This is a genomic window from Pseudomonas sp. MWU15-20650, assembly GCF_023242475.1.
In the GTDB taxonomy this organism is placed as follows: Bacteria; Pseudomonadota; Gammaproteobacteria; order Pseudomonadales; family Pseudomonadaceae; genus Aquipseudomonas.
Genome location: NZ_JALJFG010000002.1, coordinates 201,069 through 221,478, shown reverse-complemented (window position 1 = coordinate 221,478; position 20,410 = coordinate 201,069). Strand labels below are relative to the sequence as shown.

At 60.7% G+C, this 20,410-nt stretch carries 19 protein-coding genes; 10 read left to right on the top strand and 9 right to left on the bottom strand.

What is annotated here, in order from left to right:
• The first annotated feature begins 85 nt into the window (after window positions 1-85).
• The 3 genes from M5B43_RS02880 to M5B43_RS02870 all read left to right on the top strand — a co-directional run bounded on the left by M5B43_RS02880 (window position 86) and on the right by M5B43_RS02870 (window position 3,555).
• A complete protein-coding gene (locus M5B43_RS02880) occupies window positions 86-694 on the top strand; it encodes a biliverdin-producing heme oxygenase (protein WP_248748692.1) in 609 nt (202 codons plus the stop codon).
• Between the two features lie 181 nt (window positions 695-875).
• A complete protein-coding gene (locus tag M5B43_RS02875; protein WP_248748691.1) occupies window positions 876-1,277 on the top strand; it encodes a YbaN family protein in 402 nt (133 codons plus the stop codon).
• Between the two features lie 139 nt (window positions 1,278-1,416).
• The gene (locus M5B43_RS02870) at window positions 1,417-3,555 is read left to right on the top strand and encodes a methyl-accepting chemotaxis protein (RefSeq protein ID WP_248748690.1); all 2,139 of its coding nucleotides are present in this window, start codon (window positions 1,417-1,419) and stop codon (window positions 3,553-3,555) included.
• A gap of 58 nt (window positions 3,556-3,613) precedes the next feature.
• Here M5B43_RS02870 and M5B43_RS02865 read toward each other — a convergent pair whose 3' ends face one another.
• Window positions 3,614-4,177: an NAD(P)H nitroreductase gene (locus tag M5B43_RS02865; protein ID WP_248748689.1), complete on the bottom strand. Its 564-nt coding sequence runs from the start codon at window positions 4,175-4,177 to the stop codon at window positions 3,614-3,616.
• 139 nt (window positions 4,178-4,316) lie between these two features.
• Here M5B43_RS02865 and M5B43_RS02860 point away from each other — a divergent pair, with 139 nt between their 5' ends.
• From M5B43_RS02860 to M5B43_RS02850, 3 genes are read left to right on the top strand one after another with little or no spacing between them, the layout of a single operon-like run.
• Window positions 4,317-5,759 (top strand): di-heme oxidoredictase family protein, encoded by a 1,443-nt coding sequence (locus tag M5B43_RS02860; RefSeq protein WP_248748688.1) that lies wholly within the window; start codon window positions 4,317-4,319, stop codon window positions 5,757-5,759.
• Between the two features lie 31 nt (window positions 5,760-5,790).
• Window positions 5,791-6,855: an imelysin family protein gene (locus M5B43_RS02855; RefSeq protein ID WP_248748687.1), complete on the top strand. Its 1,065-nt coding sequence runs from the start codon at window positions 5,791-5,793 to the stop codon at window positions 6,853-6,855.
• A gap of 2 nt (window positions 6,856-6,857) precedes the next feature.
• Window positions 6,858-7,970 (top strand): DUF1513 domain-containing protein, encoded by a 1,113-nt coding sequence (locus tag M5B43_RS02850; RefSeq protein WP_248748792.1) that lies wholly within the window; start codon window positions 6,858-6,860, stop codon window positions 7,968-7,970.
• Between the two features lie 57 nt (window positions 7,971-8,027).
• Here the strand turns inward: M5B43_RS02850 and M5B43_RS02845 are convergent, their stop codons facing one another.
• From M5B43_RS02845 to colR, 5 genes are all read right to left on the bottom strand, one after another.
• A complete protein-coding gene (locus M5B43_RS02845; protein WP_248748686.1) occupies window positions 8,028-8,255 on the bottom strand; it encodes a hypothetical protein in 228 nt (75 codons plus the stop codon).
• A complete protein-coding gene (locus M5B43_RS02840; RefSeq protein WP_248748685.1) occupies window positions 8,252-8,971 on the bottom strand; it encodes a lipopolysaccharide kinase InaA family protein in 720 nt (239 codons plus the stop codon). Before M5B43_RS02840 ends, M5B43_RS02845 begins: the two co-directional genes overlap by 4 nt.
• Before the next feature lie 4 nt (window positions 8,972-8,975).
• Window positions 8,976-9,656 carry a class I SAM-dependent methyltransferase gene (locus M5B43_RS02835; RefSeq protein WP_248748684.1) on the bottom strand — a complete coding sequence of 227 codons (681 nt, stop codon included), beginning with the start codon at window positions 9,654-9,656 and terminating at the stop codon, window positions 8,976-8,978.
• A 188-nt stretch (window positions 9,657-9,844) separates the two neighbouring features.
• Complete coding sequence (locus tag M5B43_RS02830; protein ID WP_248748683.1) at window positions 9,845-11,125, bottom strand: HAMP domain-containing sensor histidine kinase; 1,281 nt, start codon at window positions 11,123-11,125, stop codon at window positions 9,845-9,847.
• Window positions 11,115-11,798: a two-component system response regulator ColR gene (gene colR / locus M5B43_RS02825; protein WP_016975511.1), complete on the bottom strand. Its 684-nt coding sequence runs from the start codon at window positions 11,796-11,798 to the stop codon at window positions 11,115-11,117. The genes M5B43_RS02830 and colR overlap by 11 nt, the downstream gene beginning before the upstream one ends.
• A gap of 204 nt (window positions 11,799-12,002) precedes the next feature.
• On the opposite strand from colR, the gene M5B43_RS02820 reads away from it, so the two are divergent.
• The 4 genes from M5B43_RS02820 (at window position 12,003) to M5B43_RS02805 (ending at window position 17,543) form a co-directional block, all read left to right on the top strand.
• Window positions 12,003-13,952: an LTA synthase family protein gene (locus M5B43_RS02820; RefSeq protein ID WP_248748682.1), complete on the top strand. Its 1,950-nt coding sequence runs from the start codon at window positions 12,003-12,005 to the stop codon at window positions 13,950-13,952.
• Between the two features lie 90 nt (window positions 13,953-14,042).
• Window positions 14,043-14,741 (top strand): response regulator transcription factor, encoded by a 699-nt coding sequence (locus M5B43_RS02815; RefSeq protein ID WP_248748681.1) that lies wholly within the window; start codon window positions 14,043-14,045, stop codon window positions 14,739-14,741.
• Window positions 14,731-16,026: an ATP-binding protein gene (locus tag M5B43_RS02810; protein ID WP_248748680.1), complete on the top strand. Its 1,296-nt coding sequence runs from the start codon at window positions 14,731-14,733 to the stop codon at window positions 16,024-16,026. Before M5B43_RS02815 ends, M5B43_RS02810 begins: the two co-directional genes overlap by 11 nt.
• Before the next feature lie 86 nt (window positions 16,027-16,112).
• On the top strand, window positions 16,113-17,543 hold the full coding sequence (locus M5B43_RS02805; protein ID WP_248748679.1) for a glycosyl hydrolase family 8: 1,431 nt from the start codon (window positions 16,113-16,115) through the stop codon (window positions 17,541-17,543).
• Window positions 17,544-17,618: 75 nt separating this feature from the next.
• On the opposite strand, the gene groL is transcribed toward M5B43_RS02805, so the two are convergent.
• The 3 genes from groL to M5B43_RS02790 all read right to left on the bottom strand — a co-directional run bounded on the left by groL (window position 17,619) and on the right by M5B43_RS02790 (window position 20,344).
• On the bottom strand, window positions 17,619-19,274 hold the full coding sequence (groL, locus tag M5B43_RS02800) for a chaperonin GroEL (RefSeq protein ID WP_248748678.1): 1,656 nt from the start codon (window positions 19,272-19,274) through the stop codon (window positions 17,619-17,621).
• 50 nt (window positions 19,275-19,324) lie between these two features.
• The gene (locus M5B43_RS02795) at window positions 19,325-19,621 is read right to left on the bottom strand and encodes a co-chaperone GroES (RefSeq protein WP_248748677.1); all 297 of its coding nucleotides are present in this window, start codon (window positions 19,619-19,621) and stop codon (window positions 19,325-19,327) included.
• Between the two features lie 246 nt (window positions 19,622-19,867).
• Complete coding sequence (locus tag M5B43_RS02790) at window positions 19,868-20,344, bottom strand: FxsA family protein (RefSeq protein ID WP_248748676.1); 477 nt, start codon at window positions 20,342-20,344, stop codon at window positions 19,868-19,870.
• Between the last annotated feature and the right edge of the window lie 66 nt (window positions 20,345-20,410).

The following is a 20,410-nucleotide window of genomic DNA, read 5'->3' as shown; positions in this document are numbered from 1 at the left end:
TACTGTGCCACGTCTTCTTGTTCGTCTAGTTGATAACCGCTCTCTTTAGGGCACCCAGGCGCTCCCCTTCTCAAGGACTTTTCCGATGACCGTTTCTCCTACTGCAGAACGCCCAAGCCTGCGCTCCCAGCGTCTGAACCAGATCACAAACGAGCCACACACCCAACTCGACGCCCTGGTCAAAGCGCACGCCCCGTTCGAAACCCAGGCCAATTTCGCCCGTTTCGTGGTGGCGCAATACCTGTTCCAGTCGGAACTGGTGACCCTGTACAACGACCCCGAATTGATCAAAATCATCCCGGACCTGGCCGAGCGCTGCCGAGCGCAGGCCGCCAAGCTTGACCTGGGCGACCTCGATACCGACATCCCGGCCCCGGTTGCCGGCGCGCTTAAGCACCCCAGCACGGCCGAAGCCTTGGGCTGGCTGTTCGTGTCCGAAGGTTCCAAGCTGGGCGCCGCATTCCTGATCAAACGCGCCGTGGGCCTGGGCCTGAGTGAAACCTTCGGTGCCCGCCACCTCGGTGAGCCCGTAGGTGGCCGCGCCGAAGGCTGGAAACGCTTCACCCGCACCCTCGACGGCCTGGCATTCAGCGCCGAAGAAGAGGCCGCGGTAGAAAAAGGTGCGATCGATGCGTTTGTACGCTTCACCGTGCTGCTGGAACAGGCGTACGCTAGCGCCCCCGAACTGGCCTGACCTCCAGATTGAAATGCAATCAAGTGTGGGAGGGGGCAAGCCCTAATGCCAGTCAGTTAAGAAGGAACACTATCACTGTGGCGAGCGGGCTTGTTGTGGCGCTTAACTGACTGGCATTGGGGCAAGCCTCCTCCCACACTTAGCACTCATTTCAAATCGATTTTCTGTGATATCCCGACCCATGACCGGTAAAACCCAATCCACCTCAAAAATCGCGCAGATCCTCTTCGGCCTGCTGGCCTACGTCAGCCTGGGCATCGGGCTGGTGGCGATTGTCATACCGGGTTTGCCGACCACCGAATTCATCCTCCTGGCCGCTTGGGCTGCGACTAAAAGCTCACCGCGCCTCAGCGCCTGGCTGGAAAACCACCGGCTGTTCGGGCCGATCCTGTTCAACTGGCGCAACGGCAAGATCATCGCGCGCCGGGCCAAGGTCAGCGCCACCGTGAGCATGCTGCTGTGTGCCGTGCTGATGCTGGTGATGCTCGATCATGGCTGGCCGATCTACCTGGCGATTGCCGGAATGAGCCTGGGCAACCTGTGGATCTGGTCACGCCCGGAACGGCTTGCAGCGCCCGTATAACGCTGCATTCAGGCTTTTGCCTACCGCTCATCGCCTTCCGCTAATGAAACATCCGGTTACGCCGATGTTCCGGACATAGCGCCGAATGGACTTGGCTCGCCCTGCTTGCCTTCCAACAAGTCCAAACGCGAGTGAACCTATGTTCGACACCCTCTCTATCCGCTTGAAAATCGTGCTGTTGTCCGGCCTTTGCCTGTTGGGGGTGATTGCGTTGATCGTCGGCATCAACTTGTACGAGGCGGCCCAGAACAACCGCCTGGTCAGCGATTCAAGCTCGCGAATGCTCACCCAGAGTGTGCAGGACCTGTTGCAAGCCAAGGCCGCCGAACAAGCCGCCCAACTGCAGAAGAGCTTTGGCGAAAGCCTGATGGTGATCACGGCGCTGGCCGACCAGGTCAAGGGCCTGCGCAACACGGCAACCAAGCGCGGGCTTGAAGCGGGCGTCCTGCGTGAAGAACTCAACCAGAGCCTCAAGACCGCTTTTGAGCGCAACAGCAAAGTACTCGGTATCTGGCTGTCGTTCGAACCCAACGGCCTGGATGGCAAGGACAGCGAATTTGTCGATGACAAAACCCGCGCCTCCAACGATAAAGGCCGTTTCTCCAGTTACTGGAGCCGCGCCGGCGGTGAAGGCTTGAACACGGTGATCGTTGAGGACGACCTGAACAAGACCGCCCCCAACCTCAGCGGTACGCCCTACAACATTTGGTACACCTGCCCGCGGGACACTCGCAACGCATGCCTGCTGGACCCGTATGCCGACGAAGTGGCCGGCAAGTCGATGCTGATGACCACGATTTCGCTACCGTTGATCGTGGACGGTAAAGTCATTGGCGTGATCGGTCTCGACTTGGCCCTCAACGCCTTGCAAGCCGCCACCGATGCCACGCAAAAAGATCTGTTCAACGGTGCCGGTTACCTCGAGATCCTCTCCAGCACCGGCCTGATTGCCGCGTTCAGCGGCCAGCCGGACAAGGTCGGCAAGAACCTGCTCGACGTCATCGGCGCCGAAGGCAAGGACATCGTGCAACTGCTCGCCAGCGACACCCGCATGATCCGCGAACAGGACAACACGATTCGCGCCGTGTACCCGGTCAAGCCGATTGCCGATGCAAAATCCTGGGGTGTGGTCATCAAACTGCCCAAGGACGTGATGCTGGCCGATGCCTTGAAGCTGCAAGGTATCCTCGACAAGGCTCAAAACGCCTCCACGCTGAAAGCCTTGCTGGTCGGGGCCGCCGCCGCCCTGCTCGGCCTGTTGTTGATCTGGCTGACCGCCACCGGTGTCACCCGCCCGATCAATACCGTCGCCGCGATGCTCAAGAATATCGCCAGCGGCGAAGGCGACCTCACCCAGCGCCTGGCGTACGCCAAGAAGGACGAACTGGGCGAGCTGACAAACTGGTTCAACCGCTTCCTCGACAAGCTGCAACCGACCATCGCGCAGATCAAGCAAAGCATCACCGAAGCCCGCGGTACGGCCGACCAGTCGTCGGCGATTGCGCGCCAGACCAGCGAAGGCATGCAAGTGCAATTCCGCGAAATCGACCAGGTCGCTACCGCGTCCAATGAAATGAGCGCCACCGCCCATGACGTCGCCAACAGCGCGTCCAACGCTGCCAGCGCGGCGCGCGGGGCCGACCAGTCGGCACGTGAAGGCATGTCGATCATCGAGCAAAGCACCCGTGACATCACCACCCTCGCCGAAGAAGTCAGCAAGGCCGTGAGCGAAGTCGAAGCGCTGGCCGTCAACAGCGAGCAGATCGGTTCAGTGCTGGAGGTGATCCGCAGCATTGCCGAGCAGACCAACCTGCTGGCACTCAACGCCGCCATCGAAGCGGCGCGCGCCGGCGAAAGCGGGCGCGGTTTTGCAGTGGTGGCCGACGAAGTACGCAACCTGGCCAAACGCACCCAGGACTCCGTCGAAGAAATCCGCCTGGTGATCGAACGCATCCAGAACGGCACCCGCGGGGTGGTGGCGACCATGCATTCCAGCCAACACCAGGCCCAAAGCAATGCCGGGCAGATCCATCAGGCGGTACAAGCCCTGGGCAAGATCAGCGACGCGGTGACGGTGATCAGCGACATGAACCTGCAGATCGCCAGCGCAGCGGAGCAGCAGAGCGCGGTCGCCGAAGAGGTCAACCGCAACGTCTCGGCGATCCGTACCGTGACCGAAACCCTCACCGGCCAGGCCACCGAATCGGCGGCCATCAGCAGCCAACTCAATGCATTGGCCAGCCAGCAGATGAAGCTGATGGATCAGTTCAAGGTATAAGAAACACAACAGGTCAACGTGGGGGGCGGTGCGACGATTCGACCCGCCCCTCCCATATTTAGAGACCCGTCCAGGCTTTAACGAACGTCGCCAGGTCTTCTTTCGGCGCGGTACGCGGCGGGTTCTGCGGCGTGCCCAGGTAGAGGAAGCCAATCACTTCCTCGCCCGCCGTGAGCCCCAAGCCTTTGGCGACGTGGGCCGAGTAGGCCAACTCGCCAGTGCGCCACACTGCGCCAATCCCCTGGGCGTACGCCGCCAACAGGATGCCGTGGGCGGCGCAGGCAGCCGCCAGCAATTGTTCGGATTTCGGCACTTTGAAGTGCTCTTGCAGGCGAGCGATCACTACCACCACCAGCGGCGCGCGCAGCGGCCCGCTCCGGGCTTTGTCGATGGCGGCTTGCGGGGCATCGGCGTCTTGCAGGCGTGCGGCTTCGGCCAACAGCGTGCCCATCTGCTCGCGGGCGGCACCTTCTACGGTCAGGAAACGCCAAGGGCGCAGCTGGCCGTGGTCCGGCGCGCGCATGGCGGCGGCGAACAGCAGATCGCGCTGCTCCTGGGTCGGTGCCGGTTCCAGCAAACGTGGCACGGAAACACGGTTGAGCAAAGCGTCGAGAGCCTGCATTGGCGACCTCCAGAAAAAAATGTGCGGCCATTCTAGCGGGAATCAATCGGATTCGAGCAAACGATAATTGCTCTTATTCAATCTGCCCCGTCCTGTTAGACTTCGCGGCCTGATTTTGGCCCTTCGTCCAGGAAACTCGATGTTCCGTTCGCTTTTCTGCTTGTGCATCGCATGGCTGGCCTTGAGCCTGGCCGGCTGCGACGATGCCCGTCCCCCTGCCTCTCTAAAGAGCACTCAGGCAGAGCCCGGTGAAGCCCGCGCCGGCGGCGCGACCACGGTGAACAAGCGCGACCAGAATGCGTTTTCCCTGCCCTCGGCCAACCTGGCGCCGACCCGTCGCCTGGACTTCAGCGTCGGCAACAGCTTCTTTCGCAGCCCCTGGGTGATAGCGCCGTCCACCACAACGGCGCGCGATGGCCTGGGCCCGCTGTTCAATACCAATGCTTGCCAGAACTGCCACATCAAGGACGGTCGTGGTCACCCGCCGTTACCAGATGCACCCAATGCGGTGTCGATGCTGGTGCGCCTGTCGATCCCGGATGCGCCCGCTTATGCCAAGCTCATCGAACAGCTCGGCGTGGTGCCCGAGCCGGTCTACGGCGGGCAACTGCAAGACATGGCCGTGCCCGGCGTCCTGCCGGAAGGCAAAGTGCGGGTCGACTACACACCGCTCAACGTCACGTTCAAGGACGGCACCGTCGTCGAACTGCGCAAGCCCGACCTGCGCATCACCCAGCTTGGCTACGGCCCGATGCATCCCGACACACGTTTTTCCGCACGCGTCGCCCCGCCGATGATCGGCCTGGGCTTGCTTGAAGCGATCAGCGACACCGATATCCTGCGTAATACCGACCCCAGGACCGCCGGCAAAGAAGTCATCGTCGGCCGCGCAAACTGGGTCTGGGATGATGCCCTGCACAAAACCGTGCTCGGGCGTTTTGGCTGGAAAGCCGGGCAACCCAACCTCAATCAGCAAAATGCTCACGCGTTTTCGGGTGACATGGGCCTGACCACCTCGTTAAGACCCTTCGATGATTGCACCGACGCTCAAGTGGCCTGCAAACAGGCACCCAACGGCAATGGCCCGGACGGTGAACCGGAAGTCAGCGATAACATCCTGCGCCTGGTGTTGTTCTATACCCGTAACCTCGCGGTGCCCGTGCGCCGGGACGTCAACGCCCCGCAAGTGCTGGCCGGCAAGAACCTGTTCTTCCAGGCCGGCTGCCAGGGCTGTCACACCCCCTCGTTCACCACGGCGGCCAATGCGGCCGAGCCTGAACTGGCCAACCAGGTGATTCGCCCCTACAGCGACCTGCTGCTGCACGATATGGGCGACGGCCTGGCCGACAACCGTACCGAATTCAAAGCCAGTGGCCGCGACTGGCGCACACCGCCACTGTGGGGCATTGGCCTGACGCAAGCCGTGAGCGGCCACACCCAGTTCCTGCATGACGGCCGCGCCCGCAACCTGCTGGAAGCCGTGCTGTGGCATGGCGGGGAAGCCCAAGCGGCGCAGCAACAGGTGTTGTCGTTTAATGCCGAGCAACGAAGCGCGTTGCTGGCGTTCCTGAATTCTCTATAAGCTTCGCCCCACTTACAGAAGGGAGCTCGACATGTTTCGTCCCAAGTTGTTATTCACCAGCCTGGCCGCTCTTGCCCTCGGCGCCTGCTCGCCCCAGGACCCGCAAGCAGTGACCTCGGCGGCCATCGCCAAGCAAGTGATCCTGCCGACCTACAGCCGCTGGGTTGAAGCCGATCGTCAACTGGCCGTCAGCGCCCTGGCTTACTGCCAAGGCAAAGAAAGCCTGGACACCGCCCGTGCCGACTTCCTCCACGCGCAAAAAGCCTGGGCCGAGTTGCAACCGCTGCTGATCGGCCCATTGGCTGAGGGCAACCGTTCGTGGCAGGTACAGTTCTGGCCGGACAAGAAGAACCTGGTGGGTCGCCAAGTGGAGCAACTGGTCGAAGCCCAGCCGCAGATCGACGGCGCCGCACTGGCCAAGTCCAGTGTGGTGGTGCAAGGCTTGTCGGCCTACGAATACATCCTTTACGACGCCAAGACCGACATCGCCGACGACGCCCAGAAAGCCCGTTATTGCCCGCTGCTGGTCGCCATCGGCGACCGCCAGAAAGCCCTGGCCGAAGAGATCCTCGCCAGCTGGAACAGCACCGACGGCATGCTCGCGCAGATGACCAAGTTCCCGAACCAGCGCTACGCCGACTCCCACGAAGCGATTGCCGATCTGTTGCGCGTGCAAGTCACCGCGCTGGACACCCTGAAGAAAAAACTCGGCACGCCCATGGGCCGCCAGACCAAGGGCATCCCGCAACCGTTCCAGGCCGACGCCTGGCGCAGCCAGACGTCCCTGCAAAGCCTGGAAGCCAGCCTCGCTGCGGCCCGGACCGTGTGGGTCGGCGTTGACAACAAGGGCCTGCGAGGCTTGCTGCCTGCCGAGCAGAAGCCGCTGGCCGACAAGATCGACGCAGCCTATGCCGCGTCACTGAAACTGTTCGCCAGCAACCAGCGCACCCTCAACGAACTGTTGGCCGACGATGCCGGACGCCAGCAGCTCAACGACCTCTATGACAGCCTCAATGTGGTCCACCGCCTGCACGAAGGCGAGCTGGCCAAGGCGCTGGGTATCCAACTGGGCTTCAACGCCAACGACGGTGACTGATGATGCTCAGGCGACAGGCTTTGGCGGTTGGCAGCGTGCTGCTCAGTGCACTGACCCTGGGGGGTTGGACGCTGTTCAAGCAAAATGGCTTCTTACAGAAGAAGCAGGGCCCGCTGCTGCTGTCGGCGCGGGATGACGCCGATGGCAAGCACTACGCCGTCGGCTATCGCCTGGATGGCAAGCAGGTATTTTCCACCCAGGTCGGCCAACGCTGCCACGACATCATCAACCACCCGACGCTGCCGATTGCGCTGTTCGTCGCTCGTCGCCCGGGCACCGAGAGCTACCTGATCGACCTGCGTGATGGAGGCTTGCTGCAAACCGTCACTTCGAACGCCAACCGCCACTTCTATGGCCACGCGGTGATTCACAAGAGCGGCGACTGGCTGTACGCCACCGAAAATGACACGTCCGACCCCGGCCGTGGCCTGCTGGGGGTGTATCAGTTCGAAGGCGAACGCCTGGTGCACCGTGGTGAAATTTCCACCCATGGCATTGGCCCGCACCAAGTGTCGTGGATGCCCGATGGCGAGACCCTGGTCGTGGCCAACGGCGGCATTCGCACCGAAGCCGAAAGCCGTGTGGAGATGAACCTCAACGCCATGGAACCCAGCCTGGTATTGATGCACCGCGACGGCACACTGATCAGCAAGGAAACCCTGGGCCAACAAATGAACAGCGTGCGCCATATGGGCATCGCCAGCGATGGCACGATCCTCACTGGACAGCAGTTCATGGGGCCGTCCCAGGAGCGTTCCGAGCTGCTGGCGATCAAGCGTGCGGGGCAGCCGTTCATGGCCTTCCCGGTGGCCGACGAACAGTTGCAGGCGATGGGGCATTACACCGCCAGCGTTGCGGTACACAGTGAACTGCGCCTGGTAGCGCTGACGGCGCCACGGGGCAATCGTTTCTTTATCTGGGACATGGACAGCGGCGAGTTGCGCCTGGACGGCCCGTTGCCCGACTGTGCGGGTGTCGGTGCGGTGGCGGACGGGTTTGTCGTGACCTCGGGGCAAGGGCGTTGCCGTTTCTACGATTGCCGCCAGCAACCACTGGTCGCTACACCGCTGGAACTACCTGCGGGCCTTTGGGATAACCACCTGCACCTGATTTAACCGCACACACAAAAAAAAGGGCCTCGCATCGCAAGGCCCTTTTCGTGGGGAGTGGTTTCAACTTTGTGGCCTCATCCCTTGAGACATTCCAAACATAAATAACAACAGCTCATGGTCAGGCTTGACCGCCACACTCGCCTTGGCGACGCGTGGCAACAGGCACTGCCCGCCACTTTGCACCGCGCTGAGGACCTGTGTGCGAGGCTGCTCCCACGCGGCCAGGGCCAAGGCAGCTATGCCCAACGCCCCGACCAGAAACAAACCTCGTGCCATTTCTAGCTTCATTTGGTTAAACCCTTGATAGCGCTGCCAAACGCCGTCTCGTAAAAGTAGCTGAGTTTTGCCCAGTCGGTGCTGCTCCACGACGAATGGCGGCGCAATTGCAGCATGTCATGGGAGGCGGCCTGATAAGCGGTCAAACGCTGGCGACATTTTTCAAAATCCAGCAGGGCCACCTCCACATTCACCGCGTCACCCTCGCCGGTGACCCGTACGAAGATGTGCTTGATATACAGGCAACCGTGCTGCCAGCGGCCTTTGTGCATGCGGGCCAGCGTGCCGGCCAGTTCCTTGAGCAAACGCTCATGGACCTGCTCGCCGTATTGCTCACGCCCACCGGCGGCATACCAATTTTCAATCTCGTCGAAACCGTCCAGTGACGCAGTCACCAGCAGGGCTTTCCACTGATGCTCGGGGTCGCGGCGCGCCTCGCAAAACACCAACTCCGGTACCCGCACATCCAGCAAGCGCAGGCCCTTGAGGGCATCACGCTCACGTAGCACGGTTGGACGCCCAAACGGATGCAGCCAACTGCGGTAGATGTGGCCGGTCTGGCGCTTGCTGTAGAGCAAGCGCCCGGTGGAGCTGATAACCCGCTGCACACCACTTTCACCGCCGCGCCGACGATTAGGCTCTTCGACCCACTCGCCCTGCTGGCGCCAAAAATAATCAAACCGCTCCTCGGGAGCTACATGACTGCCCGCTACGCACTCAACTGCCATCCTCTTACCTCTTACGCAATACATACACTCGCCACATGGCGTAGAGCGGTATGAAGTCCAGGGATTCCTGGACACGGAAACCGGCCTGCTCAAATTCTGCCTCGACAGTGGCAGCCGGTAACACGAACCGATTTTGGTAACCTTCCTGCTCACCTCTTGCACGACGACGTGCTTCAGTGCGCTTGCGCTTCCACGCTTTGAAATTGCCATCCACCCACAACGAGATAATCACGCTGTCGCGAGTAACCCGTTGAAATTCCTTCAGTATCGCCAGCCTGTGCTCTGCCTCACCGATGTGGTGCATCAAACGCATGCAGAAAATACTGTCGACGGAGTTATCTGGCAGATCGATATCAAAGGCCGATGTTTGCAAAGGACGTACCCGTTTCACCACATCCGCCGGTTGGGCGGCAGTGGCGACCTTCAACATCGACGCCGAATTATCAGCCCCGATAATCACGCGGTTGGGCTTTTCGGCCAGCAAAGGCCAGAACCGTCCGGCGCCACACGGCAAGTCCAGAACCAGCCCCGGCTCACCGGCCATGGCCAGCGCACCGCGCGCTAATTGCTCGTCGCGCTTGTGGGACAACCGGCGAGCCAAATTGTCCTGATGTTTGAGCAAATATTCTTGCGCGTGCTGATCGTCGTACTTTTCGGAAAATTCGAGCTTGATAGGTGAAGGCATCTCACATCTCCTGTGACTGATGCCTGCAACCTTATGCAGCGAACTGTGATCAACAGGTCAACCCGTTGTGAAAAACTCGTCCTGTCCAGCCCCATACATTTCAAGACTTTACAGACATAAGTAATAGCATCGGGCCATTTTCGCCGAAAAGCATGAAGTCTGCCGCAGCATAGCGCCAGCGTGCGGGGTCAGGATTTGACGTGGCTCAACTCAACATGAAAGCGGCAGCCATTGGGCTCCATGGTGCTCAGGCTCACACTCCAGCCTTGGCTCTCGCAGATGCGCTGCACCAGCGACAAGCCTAAGCCCAAGCCCTCACCGCGCTTCTCGCTGCCGCGTACGAACGGCTCGAACATCGCCTCGCGTTTATCCTCGGGAATACCGACACCGGAGTCCTCCACCACAAAACCGCTCGGTTCCAGGGTGAGGCGGATAAACCCGTGCTCGGTGTAATGCAGGGCATTGCGCAACAGGTTGCCCATCACCGCGTGCAAGAACGTGGTGTTGTAGCGAGTACCCAGAGGGTTGCCTGGCCGATAGATCAACTCGAGACCTTTTTGCTCGATGGGCTCACGCCAGATCCCAAGCAAGTCCTCGGCCACTTGCGTCAGGTTGACCTGAGGCGACATGGCGGCATCATCGTGCTTGGCCCGAGCCAGCATCAGGAAGGTTTGCACCAGCTCACGCATTTCTTCACAGGCGCGGGCGATTCGCTCGACCTGGTTGCGACCGCGCTGATCGATGGCCGGGTTCTCCAGCAGCAGTTCGCAGGAGCTGGCCAACACCATCAAGGGGGTGCGCAATTCATGGCTCACATCGCTGGTAAACAATTGCTCACGGGACAACGCTTGACGCAAGCGCCCCAGCGTCGCGTCGAACGCCACCGCCAGTTCACCCACCTCATCGGCCGCGTAATCCGGTGCCAGGGGCGGCGCGAGCCCCAGCAGTTGGTCACGATGACGAACCTGACGGGCCAGGCGCACCACAGGCGCCATCACCTTGCGGGCCAGCACCCAGCCGAGGAACACCGCCAGCGCCAGGCTGAGGACAAACCCCACCAGCACCACGGCAAACAGCACACGTTCACGCTCTTCGAAATCGCTCTGATCCTGCAACAGCACGTAACGCCGACCGTCGACCACTTCGACCATCGCGTGGTACGACAGCGCCTCGCGAAAGACCTCATGAAAGCCTGGGTCGAGGTGCCGCAGGTCCTTGGGCAGTTCAAAATCGCCACGCCCGCCGCTGAAATAAAACAGCTGGTCCGGCTCCGGCCGATGGCTCCAGTCCTCGACGCTGTCCATCAACAACAGGCGCTGCAGGTCACCACCCAGGGCTGCCGAGATCAACTTCTCTTCCACCAGGTGCACCGTTGCCACGATGCCCATCGCGAAGGCCCCTGCCACCAACGCGCTCATCAAGGCAAAGGCAATGATGATCCGCTGGGCAAGGCTTTGCTTAAACTCCATCACGCCCCTCGGCCAGGCGATAGCCCACACCGTGCACCGTTTGCAGCAACGGTTTGGCGAACGGCTTATCAATCACTTGGCGCAATTGGTGAACGTGGCTGCGCAGGCTGTCGCTGTCCGGGCAATCATCGCCCCACAGGGCTTCTTCAAGGATCTCCCGACGCAGCACATGCGGGCTTTTCTGCATCAATACCGCCAGCAGTTTCAGGCCCACGGGGTTGAGCTTGAGCAGGCGCCCTTCGCGGGTGACTTCCAGGGTATCGAGGTCGTAATGCAGGTCGGCCACTTGCAGGGCGCGACGCCCTCCCCCCTGCGCACGGCGCAGCACCGCTTCGATGCGGGCGGCCAGTTCCGACAGGGCGAACGGCTTGAGCAGGTAATCATCAGCCCCGGACTTGAAGCCCTGCAGCCGGTCATCCAATTGATCGCGAGCGGTGAGCATGATCACCGGCGTGTCGCGGCGCGCGTCTTCGCGCAGGCGCTTGCACAAGGTGTAGCCGTCGATGCCGGGTAGCATGATGTCGAGCACGATCAAATCGTAATGCTCGGTCGCGGCCAGGTGCAGGCCGGACAAACCGTCCTGCGCGCAATCTACGGTATAGCCTTTAAGCCCCAGGTAATCGGCCAGGTTGGCCAGAATATCGCGGTTGTCTTCAACCAATAAAATTCGCATGGGCAGTGTCTCCGTACTTTCGTGCCAGCCTTGTTGGCTCGCGCAGCTTAAGGCCAAGCGGAGCTCAGGGATAGACCTGTAAGAATCATCGATTAACGTTTTCAACCAATTGTATAATCAAACGAGTTTTTCACTATAGCTTCACGCACTGGCGACAGTGTCGGGCCGAAGATCGCGCCCATTGATAGAAGGAATGTCTTGGACATGGGGTTTCTCAAAACGGCGCCTATGCGCTACCTGCTGCTCGTTACTGGCGCATGGCTGGTAATTTTCCTACTCACCCGCAGCGTGCTGCTGATTACCCATCTGGACGAAGTCGGCGGTAACTGGCTGCCGGTGTTTGGGGTGGGGCTGCTCTACGACCTGGCCTTCCTCACTTACGCAGCCTTGCCATTGGGCCTGTATTTGCTGCTGTGTCCACCCGCGTTGTGGCGCCGCCGGGGCCATCGCTGGTTCCTGCAAGCGGTGCTGACCGTCAGCCTGTTCGCCATGCTGTTCACCTCGGTGGCCGAATGGCTGTTCTGGGATGAGTTTGGCGTGCGGTTCAACTTTATTGCCGTCGATTACCTGGTGTATTCCGACGAAGTATTGAACAACCTGCTCGAGTCTTATCCGATCGGCAAGCTGCTCAGCCTGCTGGCGATGCTGGCAGTGGTGCTGAGCGTGGTCCTGCGCAAGCCGTTCAACGCCGCCGTGAATGCACCGATGCCACCGATGCGTGGCCGTTTGCTGAGTGCCTTGAGCCTGTTGATCGTCGCCGGCCTGAGCCTGCAACTGATCAGCCAGGATAGCCCGCGCACTCAAGGCGGCAATGCCTACAAAAACGAATTGGCGAGCAATGGTCCTTATCAGTTTTTCGCCGCCTTCCGGAATAACGAACTGGACTACACCCAGTTCTATAAAAGCCTGCCCACCGAGGTGGTCGCCCAGCAACTACGCGCCGAGCTCAGTGAACCCAATGCGCGCTTTATCGGCAAAGACCCCCTGGATATCCGCCGCGCCATCGAGAACCCGGGCACCTTGCGCAAACCCAACATTGTATTGGTGACCATCGAAAGCTTCAGCGCCAAGTACATGGGCAGCAATGGTGACGGGCGCAACCTCACGCCCAACCTGGATGCGCTGCGCAAACAGAGCCTGTACTTCAATAACTTCTATGCCACCGGTACTCGAACGGATCGCGGCCTGGAAGCCATTACCCTGGCGATCCCACCGACGCCTGGGCGCTCGATCGTCAAGCGTATCGGCCGTGAAAGCGGCTTTGCCAGCCTGGGGCAACAGCTCAGTGCCATCGGCTATGACAGCGTGTTCGTCTATGGCGGTCGCGGTTATTTCGACAATATGAACGCGTTTTTCAGCGGCAACGGTTATCGGGTCGTGGACCAGAGCAGCGTGGCCGAATCGGAAATTTCGTTTAAAAATGCTTGGGGCATGGCCGATGAGGATCTCTACCGGCAAACCCTGAAACTGGCCGATGCCGACTACGCCAAGCAGCAACCGTTTTTGCTGCAACTGATGACTACCTCCAACCATCGTCCCTACACCTACCCGGACGGGCGGATCGATATCAAATCCGGCAAGGGCCGCGACGGTGCGGTGAAATACACCGACTACGCCATCGGCCAATTCCTGGAGGCTGCACGCCAGAAGCCTTGGTTCGATAACACGATCTTCGTGTTCGTCGCTGACCACACGGCCGGCAGCGCAGGCAAGGAAGACCTGCCCATCGTCAACTACCAGATCCCGCTGTTTGTCTATGCCCCCAAGCTGATCGACCCACGGGAGTCCGCCCAACTGGCCAGCCAGATCGACCTGGCGCCGACCTTGCTGGGGTTGATCAACCTGAGCTACGAGTCCACGTTCTTTGGCCGCAACCTGTTGCAAGACAACCCGCTGCCACCGCGGGTCGTGGTCGGCAACTATCAGCACCTGGGGTTGTTTGACGGCAAGGACCTGGCGATCCTCAGCCCGCGCCAGGGGCTGCGGCGCCACGACCAGGCCCTGGGTGAGAGCCAGGAGTTGCGCGTGGGCAGCGATGATCCGTTGATCCAGCGGGCGATCACCTACTACCAGGCCGCCAGCTACGGCTATAAGCAGCAACTGCTGAGCTGGAAAGCGCCCAAGGCGCCAACATCCGCCGTCAGCGCCAACTGATAAATCCCACCTGAGTGTGCATCCCGCCCTTGCCTCCCCCCAGGCAAGGGCGTAACACTTGCGGCCTTGCTCCGGCGACGGCCCCCGTTCATGTCCGACACCCTGCTGCTGATTGAAGACGACCGCCCTCTGGCGGCGCTGACGGCCGAGTTCCTGCGCGCCGAAGGGTTTACCGTGGCCGTGGAGCACCGGGGTGATCGCGCCGCCCAGCGCATTCTTGACGAACAGCCAGCGCTGCTGATCCTGGATGTGATGTTGCCAGGCCTCGACGGCTTCAGCCTGTGCCGGCAGATCCGCAGCCAGTATCCCGGCTTGATCCTGATGATGACGGCCCTGGATGAAAACGCCGAACAATTGACCGGGTTCAACGTCGGTGCGGATGACTACGTGGTCAAGCCCGTCGACCCACAGCTGTTGCTGGCCAGGGTGCGCTCACTGCTGCGCCGCCACCCACAAGCGCCCCGCGCCACTTACCAGTGGGGCAGTTTTCGCTTGGACCTGAACAGTCATTTCGCCTGGCTCAAGGAAACCCCTTTGCAGTTTTCAGTGGCCGAGTTCGAATTGCTCGCGATTTTCGCCCGCCATTGCGGCGTGTTGCTGACGCGGGAAAAACTGCTCCAAAGCCTGCGCGGCCTCGAGTACGACGGCCTCAATCGCTCCATTGATATGCGCGTATCGCGCCTGCGCAAGAAGCTGATGACCCTGGCCTGCCCGGTGACCATCCAGACCATCACGGCCCAGGGCTATCTGTTTGTCGAAGTCCCGCAGGGCGCCCACGATGCTGTCTAAAGTACGCCCGTGGATGGCGGTCGTGGCGGGCACAGCGTGGGCGACCTTGACGCTTTATCTGTTGTGGCTGTGCGCCAACGCCTCTGTGTTTGTCGGTGAAGACAGCTTTTTGCGCTTGATGGCCGGGCCGGGCTACCTGGTGGCCGAGCAGCTCAAAGCCCTGCCAGCCGACCAACGCGAAGCACGCATGGACACCCTTCGCGCGCATTTCCAGTACCCCGTGCACTTGGTCACGCTGGATGAGGTCGAGCTGCCGCCAGAAGCGTTGGTCATGCTGGAACATCAACAGCCGGCGCTCAATAGCGACGAGGACATCACCTACTTTCCGCTTGACGATGACACCGTGATCCAATTCGGCCCCATGTGGGGCACGGCCGAGGTCAAGGACCTGCTGAAGTTTCCCATTTACTGGGTAACCGCGTGCGTTGCCGGTCTGCCCGTACTCCTGCTGCTTTGGGTCGGTTTACGCGTGCACCGCCGGCGCAACGCCGAGCTGAACAGGCTCAATGCCTGCCTGGGCACGCTAGCGCGCACCCCCAATGTGATGTTGCCTGCCATGGGCAACGAATGGACGCCGTTACTCCTGACGCTGCAGCAACATGCCCAGGACATCAACGCCATGAACGAACGCCATCGCGAAGTCTCCCAAGCCGTGTCCCACGAACTGCGTACGCCGCTGGCCCGCATGCGCTTCGCCCTGACATTGCTGGGCAAGAGCGATGACGTCAGCACCCGCATTCGCCTACAGGAACGCTTGCACACCGATGTCGAAGAGCTCGAAGCCCTGGTCCGCGCCAGCCTGGCCTTTGCCCGAATGGCCGGCGCGCCCACCGACCTGCAACACGAGCCGATCCTGATTCGCGATTGGTTGCAGCACGAGTTTGCCTTGCTGGACGGCCACCATCGCCGATTGAGCCTGGAGACCGAGCCGCCGCAGTTGCAGTTGATCGGCGACCGCGCCTTGCTGCACCTGATTGTGCGCAACCTGTTGAGCAACGCCATCACCTACGCTCGCGGCCAAGTCTGCGTCAGCGCCGCCCAGCACGGGGCCCAGCACCTGGTGCTGCATGTGGACGATGACGGCCCAGGCGTACTGGCGGAAAACCGCGAGAAGATCTTCGAGCCTTTCGTACGCCTGGGCATGGGCGGTGATGAAGCCGGTGGCTTCGGCCTTGGCCTGGCGCTGGCCAAACGCGCGACCCAGTGGCACGGCGGCGAACTGTCGGTAGCCCGCAGCCCCTTGGGCGGCGCGCGCCTGACCCTGGTGTTGCCGCTGCGGCCGTAGTCACCGGCGTGTTACAGCCTGTGACAGTGAAGCTTTCTCATTAACCGTAACCTCGCCGCCTGAATCCCAGGTTGGAGAGCCCTTTCATGCGTCCCCCCAAGAAGTTTTTGCCCAGGTTGATACTGTTGCTGTGCCTCGTGACCGGCTCAATTTTCTCCGGCAGCGCTTCTGCCTTCAGCTCAGCAACGCCTTACCATCGAGGCACGATCAAGCCCAACCACCTGTCCCAAGCGGTCATGGACCAGCAATTGACGGCGTTCTACACGGAATGGAAAGCGCTTTACCTGTCAACGTCGTGCGGCAGCGGCCGCTACTTCGTCAAGGTCAACGCCGACCACAAGCCGGTGGGTGGCGGCACGGCGCCCAATACCATCACCGTGTCCGAAGCCCATGGCTATGGGATGTTGATCAGCGTGATGATGGCGGGCCAAGACCCTGACGCCCAAAAGATCTTCGACGGTATGGTGCGCTATTTCGAAGACCACCCGGCCAAGTCCGATCCTGGGTTGATGGCCTGGAACCAGGTCGAAGGCTGCACCAACGCCACCGGCCGCTTCCGTGGCGACGCCAGTGCCACCGATGGTGACCTGGATATCGCCTATGCCTTGCTGCTGGCCGACCACGCCTGGGGCAGCCAAGGGGCTATCGACTATCGCGCCCACGCCAACACCGTCATGACCGCCATCCTCAAACATGAAGTACACCCGCGCACCCACCATCTGATGCTCGGGGATTGGGCCGGCACCGATGGCGATAGCGAACTCGAATATGCCACCCGCAGTTCGGACTTCATGCCGTCATATCTCAACAGCTTTTTCGAAATGACCGGTGACAAGCGCTGGCTGGCGGTTCGCGATAAAACCTACTCGATCATCAATACCTTCACGCAGCGCTATAGCACTCGCAGTGCCCTGATGCCCGACTTTGTCAGCCACCTCGACACGTCCATCACCCCAGCCCGCGCCGAACTGCTGGAAGGCCAGCACGACGGCGACTACAGCTGGAATGCGGCCCGCTACCCCTGGCGTATCGCCCTGGATTACTTGATGTATGGCGACGCACGCGCGCTGGACACGTTAGTCACCTTCAACCAGTGGGCACGCGCGAGCACCCGCGACGCCCCGGCCGCGTTCAACAGTGGCTACCGGGTCGACGGCAGCGCGTTGGACGAAGCCCCCAACGATCCGGCGTTCATTTACGCCCTGGGGGTCAGCGCGATGATCAGCCCCGACAATCAGCCCTGGCTCAATAATATCTGGGACAACCTGCAACACCGCTCGCTGAAGGCCCATGACTACTATGCCAACACGCTCAAACTGCTCGGCATGCTGACCATGTCCGGGCATTGGGAGCGGCCCAGGCCGGCGTTCCATAAAAGACCCTCGCACTTGTCTGTTGCTCAACCATTCGGCGAAGTTGCTGCACCGGGACCCATGGCACTTATGCCGAGTACCGAATTAACCCTGGCGCGCGGGTTCACGTTCAAAAGGCTGTTGCGGCGCCGTGCCATAGGCTGACACGCAATCGAGCCCATAAAAAAACCCCGCCTGCATCACTGCAGGCGGGGTTTTTCAGTGCTGGGTAAGGCTGGCTTACATCATGCCGCCCATGCCACCCATACCACCCATGCCGCCCATGTCTGGCATACCGCCGCCAGCCGAACCGCCTTCAACCGGTGCATCAGCGATCGCTGCTTCGGTGGTCAGGATCAGGCCGCCGATGGAGGAGGCTGCTTGCAGCGCCGAACGAGTCACCTTGGTAGGGTCCAGGATGCCCATTTCGATCATGTCGCCGTATTCGCCAGTAGCAGCGTTGTAACCGAAGTTACCTTTGCCGTTCTTGACTTCGTTGACGACAACGCTTGGCTCGTCGCCGGAGTTGGCAGCGATCTGACGCAGCGGCGCTTCAACAGCGCGACGCAGCACAGCGATACCCACGTCCTGATCGGCGTTGTCGCCTTTCAGGCCAGTGATGGCTTCCAGAGCACGGATCAGCGCAACGCCACCGCCAGGTACCACGCCTTCTTCAACGGCTGCACGGGTAGCGTGCAGGGCGTCTTCAACGCGGGCCTTCTTCTCTTTCATTTCAACTTCGGAACCAGCGCCAACCTTGATCACTGCAACACCACCGGACAGCTTGGCCAGGCGCTCTTGCAGTTTTTCACGGTCGTAGTCCGAGGAAGTCTCGGCAACCTGGGCACGGATCTGAGTGATGCGAGCCTGGATGTCGGCTTCTACGCCAGCACCGTCAACGATGATGGTGTTTTCCTTGGAGATGGTCACGCGCTTGGCGCTGCCCAGGTTTTCCAGGGTGGCGCTTTCCAGGCTCAGGCCGATCTCTTCGGAGATAACGGTACCGCCGGTCAGCACGGCGATGTCCTGCAGCATGGCCTTGCGACGGTCGCCAAAGCCTGGAGCCTTGACGGCAGCAACTTTAACGATGCCACGCATGTTGTTCACAACCAGCGTCGCCAGGGCTTCGCCTTCAACGTCTTCGGAAACGATCAGCAGTGGACGGCCAGCCTTGGCAACGGCTTCCAGCACTGGCAGCATTTCGCGGATGTTGGAGATCTTTTTGTCAACCAGCAGGATCAGCGGGCTTTCCAGCTCGGCAACCATGGTTTCTGGCTTGTTGACGAAGTAAGGGGACAGATAGCCACGGTCGAACTGCATGCCTTCTACAACCGACAGTTCGTTTTCCAGGCCAGTGCCTTCTTCAACGGTGATCACGCCTTCTTTACCGACTTTTTCCATGGCTTCGGCAATGATGTCGCCGATGGAGTTGTCGGAGTTGGCGGAGATGGTGCCTACCTGAGCAATAGCCTTGGTGTCAGCGCATGGCTTGGACAGGTTTTTCAGTTCTTTGACAATGGCGATGGTCGCCTTGTCGATGCCGCGCTTGAGGTCCATCGGGTTCATGCCGGCAGCGACGGCTTTCAGGCCCTCGTTGACGATCGACTGAGCCAGGACGGTAGCGGTGGTGGTGCCGTCGCCTGCGTCATCGTTGGCACGGGAGGCAACGTCTTTGACCAGCTGCGCGCCCATGTTTTCGAAGCGATCTTTCAGCTCGATTTCTTTGGCAACGGAAACGCCGTCCTTGGTGATGGTCGGAGCGCCGAAGCTCTTCTCGATGATCACGTTACGGCCTTTCGGGCCCAGGGTCGCTTTTACTGCGTCAGCCAGGACGTTGACACCGGTGAGCATTTTCTTACGGGCGGAGTCGCCGAATTTAACTTCTTTAGCAGCCATGATCGATAATCCTTAAATACTTTGGAGTAACGGGAAAATGAGCGGGAAAATCAGCCTTCCAGAACGGCGAGAATCTCGTTCTCAGCCATTACCAGCAGGTCTTCGCCGTCGACTTTCACAGTGTTGCTGCCGGAGTAAGGGCCAAATACAACCTTGTCACCGACTTTAACGGCCAGAGCACGTACGTCACCGTTTTCCAGAGTCTTGCCTGGGCCTGCAGCGACGATCACACCGTGGTTGGCTTTTTCAGCAGCCGAACCCGGCAGAACGATACCGCCAGCGGTTTTCTTTTCTTCTTCGCTGCGACGGATAACGACGCGGTCGTGCAGAGGACGAAGCTTGCTCATTGTCGATCTCTCCTAATTGTGTTTTTCATCGGCCGGTATCAGTACCGGCGGGTTGTAATCCGGCTGTGCCGGTCGCGACTCGCCAAGCAAGACGCGGAAGTCTGTCTGGTGTCGCCACCAGAAACCTTGCGGTGACCGTTACATAAGGGCGCATAAGCTTATTACAAGGGCCCCTGGTGGAAATTTTTGTGTCTACCGAGGGATAAAAGCAACACGGCACCCGAAGGTGCCGTGCCAATGAAGCCGTTATTTGCTGTCGCGGTGCTCGAACTCACCTTCGATCACATCGCCTTCACGCCCCAACGGCTGGCGCGGAGCCGGGCCACCACGGGGTTGCAGGTCATCGGCGAAGGCGCGCTGGCGAATGGCAGCCTCTTCGGCGCGCTGGCGCATCTTGCCGGCCAGCAACTTGCGAGTGAAGGGCAGCAGCATGACCAGGCCGACCACGTCACTGATAAAGCCCGGCAGGATCAGCAAGCCACCCGCCAAGGCCATCATCAGGCCCTCCAGCATCGTCTGGGCAGGCAGTTCACCGCGGTTCAGGCTCTCACGGGCACGCAGCGCCGTGGCCAAGCCCGCGACGCGCAGCACCAGGACGCCGAGCAGCGAGCCCGCAATTATCAGCAACAGTGCCGGGAAAAACCCGATCGCACTGCTGACTTGAACGAATACGAACAGCTCCAACACCGGAAATAGCAGAAAGAGCAATAAAAAAGGGCGCATCAAATGGTTCCTCAACGCAAGAATGCCTTGCTAGTCCACCTTAGATGACGTCGCCGTTTCGTGAAT

Excerpts from the sequence above, each read along its gene's own strand:
- M5B43_RS02880 (WP_248748692.1), top strand. The coding sequence starts at position 86 with ATGACCGTTTCTCCTACTGCAGAACGCCCAAGCCTGCGCTCCCAGCGT.
- M5B43_RS02875 (WP_248748691.1), top strand. The coding sequence starts at position 876 with ATGACCGGTAAAACCCAATCCACCTCAAAAATCGCGCAGATCCTCTTC.
- M5B43_RS02870 (WP_248748690.1), top strand. The coding sequence starts at position 1,417 with ATGTTCGACACCCTCTCTATCCGCTTGAAAATCGTGCTGTTGTCCGGC.
- M5B43_RS02865 (WP_248748689.1), bottom strand. The coding sequence starts at position 4,177 with ATGCAGGCTCTCGACGCTTTGCTCAACCGTGTTTCCGTGCCACGTTTG.
- M5B43_RS02860 (WP_248748688.1), top strand. The coding sequence starts at position 4,317 with ATGTTCCGTTCGCTTTTCTGCTTGTGCATCGCATGGCTGGCCTTGAGC.
- M5B43_RS02855 (WP_248748687.1), top strand. The coding sequence starts at position 5,791 with ATGTTTCGTCCCAAGTTGTTATTCACCAGCCTGGCCGCTCTTGCCCTC.
- M5B43_RS02850 (WP_248748792.1), top strand. The coding sequence starts at position 6,858 with ATGCTCAGGCGACAGGCTTTGGCGGTTGGCAGCGTGCTGCTCAGTGCA.
- M5B43_RS02845 (WP_248748686.1), bottom strand. The coding sequence starts at position 8,255 with ATGAAGCTAGAAATGGCACGAGGTTTGTTTCTGGTCGGGGCGTTGGGC.
- M5B43_RS02840 (WP_248748685.1), bottom strand. The coding sequence starts at position 8,971 with ATGGCAGTTGAGTGCGTAGCGGGCAGTCATGTAGCTCCCGAGGAGCGG.
- M5B43_RS02835 (WP_248748684.1), bottom strand. The coding sequence starts at position 9,656 with ATGCCTTCACCTATCAAGCTCGAATTTTCCGAAAAGTACGACGATCAG.
- M5B43_RS02830 (WP_248748683.1), bottom strand. The coding sequence starts at position 11,125 with ATGGAGTTTAAGCAAAGCCTTGCCCAGCGGATCATCATTGCCTTTGCC.
- colR (WP_016975511.1), bottom strand. The coding sequence starts at position 11,798 with ATGCGAATTTTATTGGTTGAAGACAACCGCGATATTCTGGCCAACCTG.
- M5B43_RS02820 (WP_248748682.1), top strand. The coding sequence starts at position 12,003 with ATGGGGTTTCTCAAAACGGCGCCTATGCGCTACCTGCTGCTCGTTACT.
- M5B43_RS02815 (WP_248748681.1), top strand. The coding sequence starts at position 14,043 with ATGTCCGACACCCTGCTGCTGATTGAAGACGACCGCCCTCTGGCGGCG.
- M5B43_RS02810 (WP_248748680.1), top strand. The coding sequence starts at position 14,731 with ATGCTGTCTAAAGTACGCCCGTGGATGGCGGTCGTGGCGGGCACAGCG.
- M5B43_RS02805 (WP_248748679.1), top strand. The coding sequence starts at position 16,113 with ATGCGTCCCCCCAAGAAGTTTTTGCCCAGGTTGATACTGTTGCTGTGC.
- groL (WP_248748678.1), bottom strand. The coding sequence starts at position 19,274 with ATGGCTGCTAAAGAAGTTAAATTCGGCGACTCCGCCCGTAAGAAAATG.
- M5B43_RS02795 (WP_248748677.1), bottom strand. The coding sequence starts at position 19,621 with ATGAGCAAGCTTCGTCCTCTGCACGACCGCGTCGTTATCCGTCGCAGC.
- M5B43_RS02790 (WP_248748676.1), bottom strand. The coding sequence starts at position 20,344 with ATGCGCCCTTTTTTATTGCTCTTTCTGCTATTTCCGGTGTTGGAGCTG.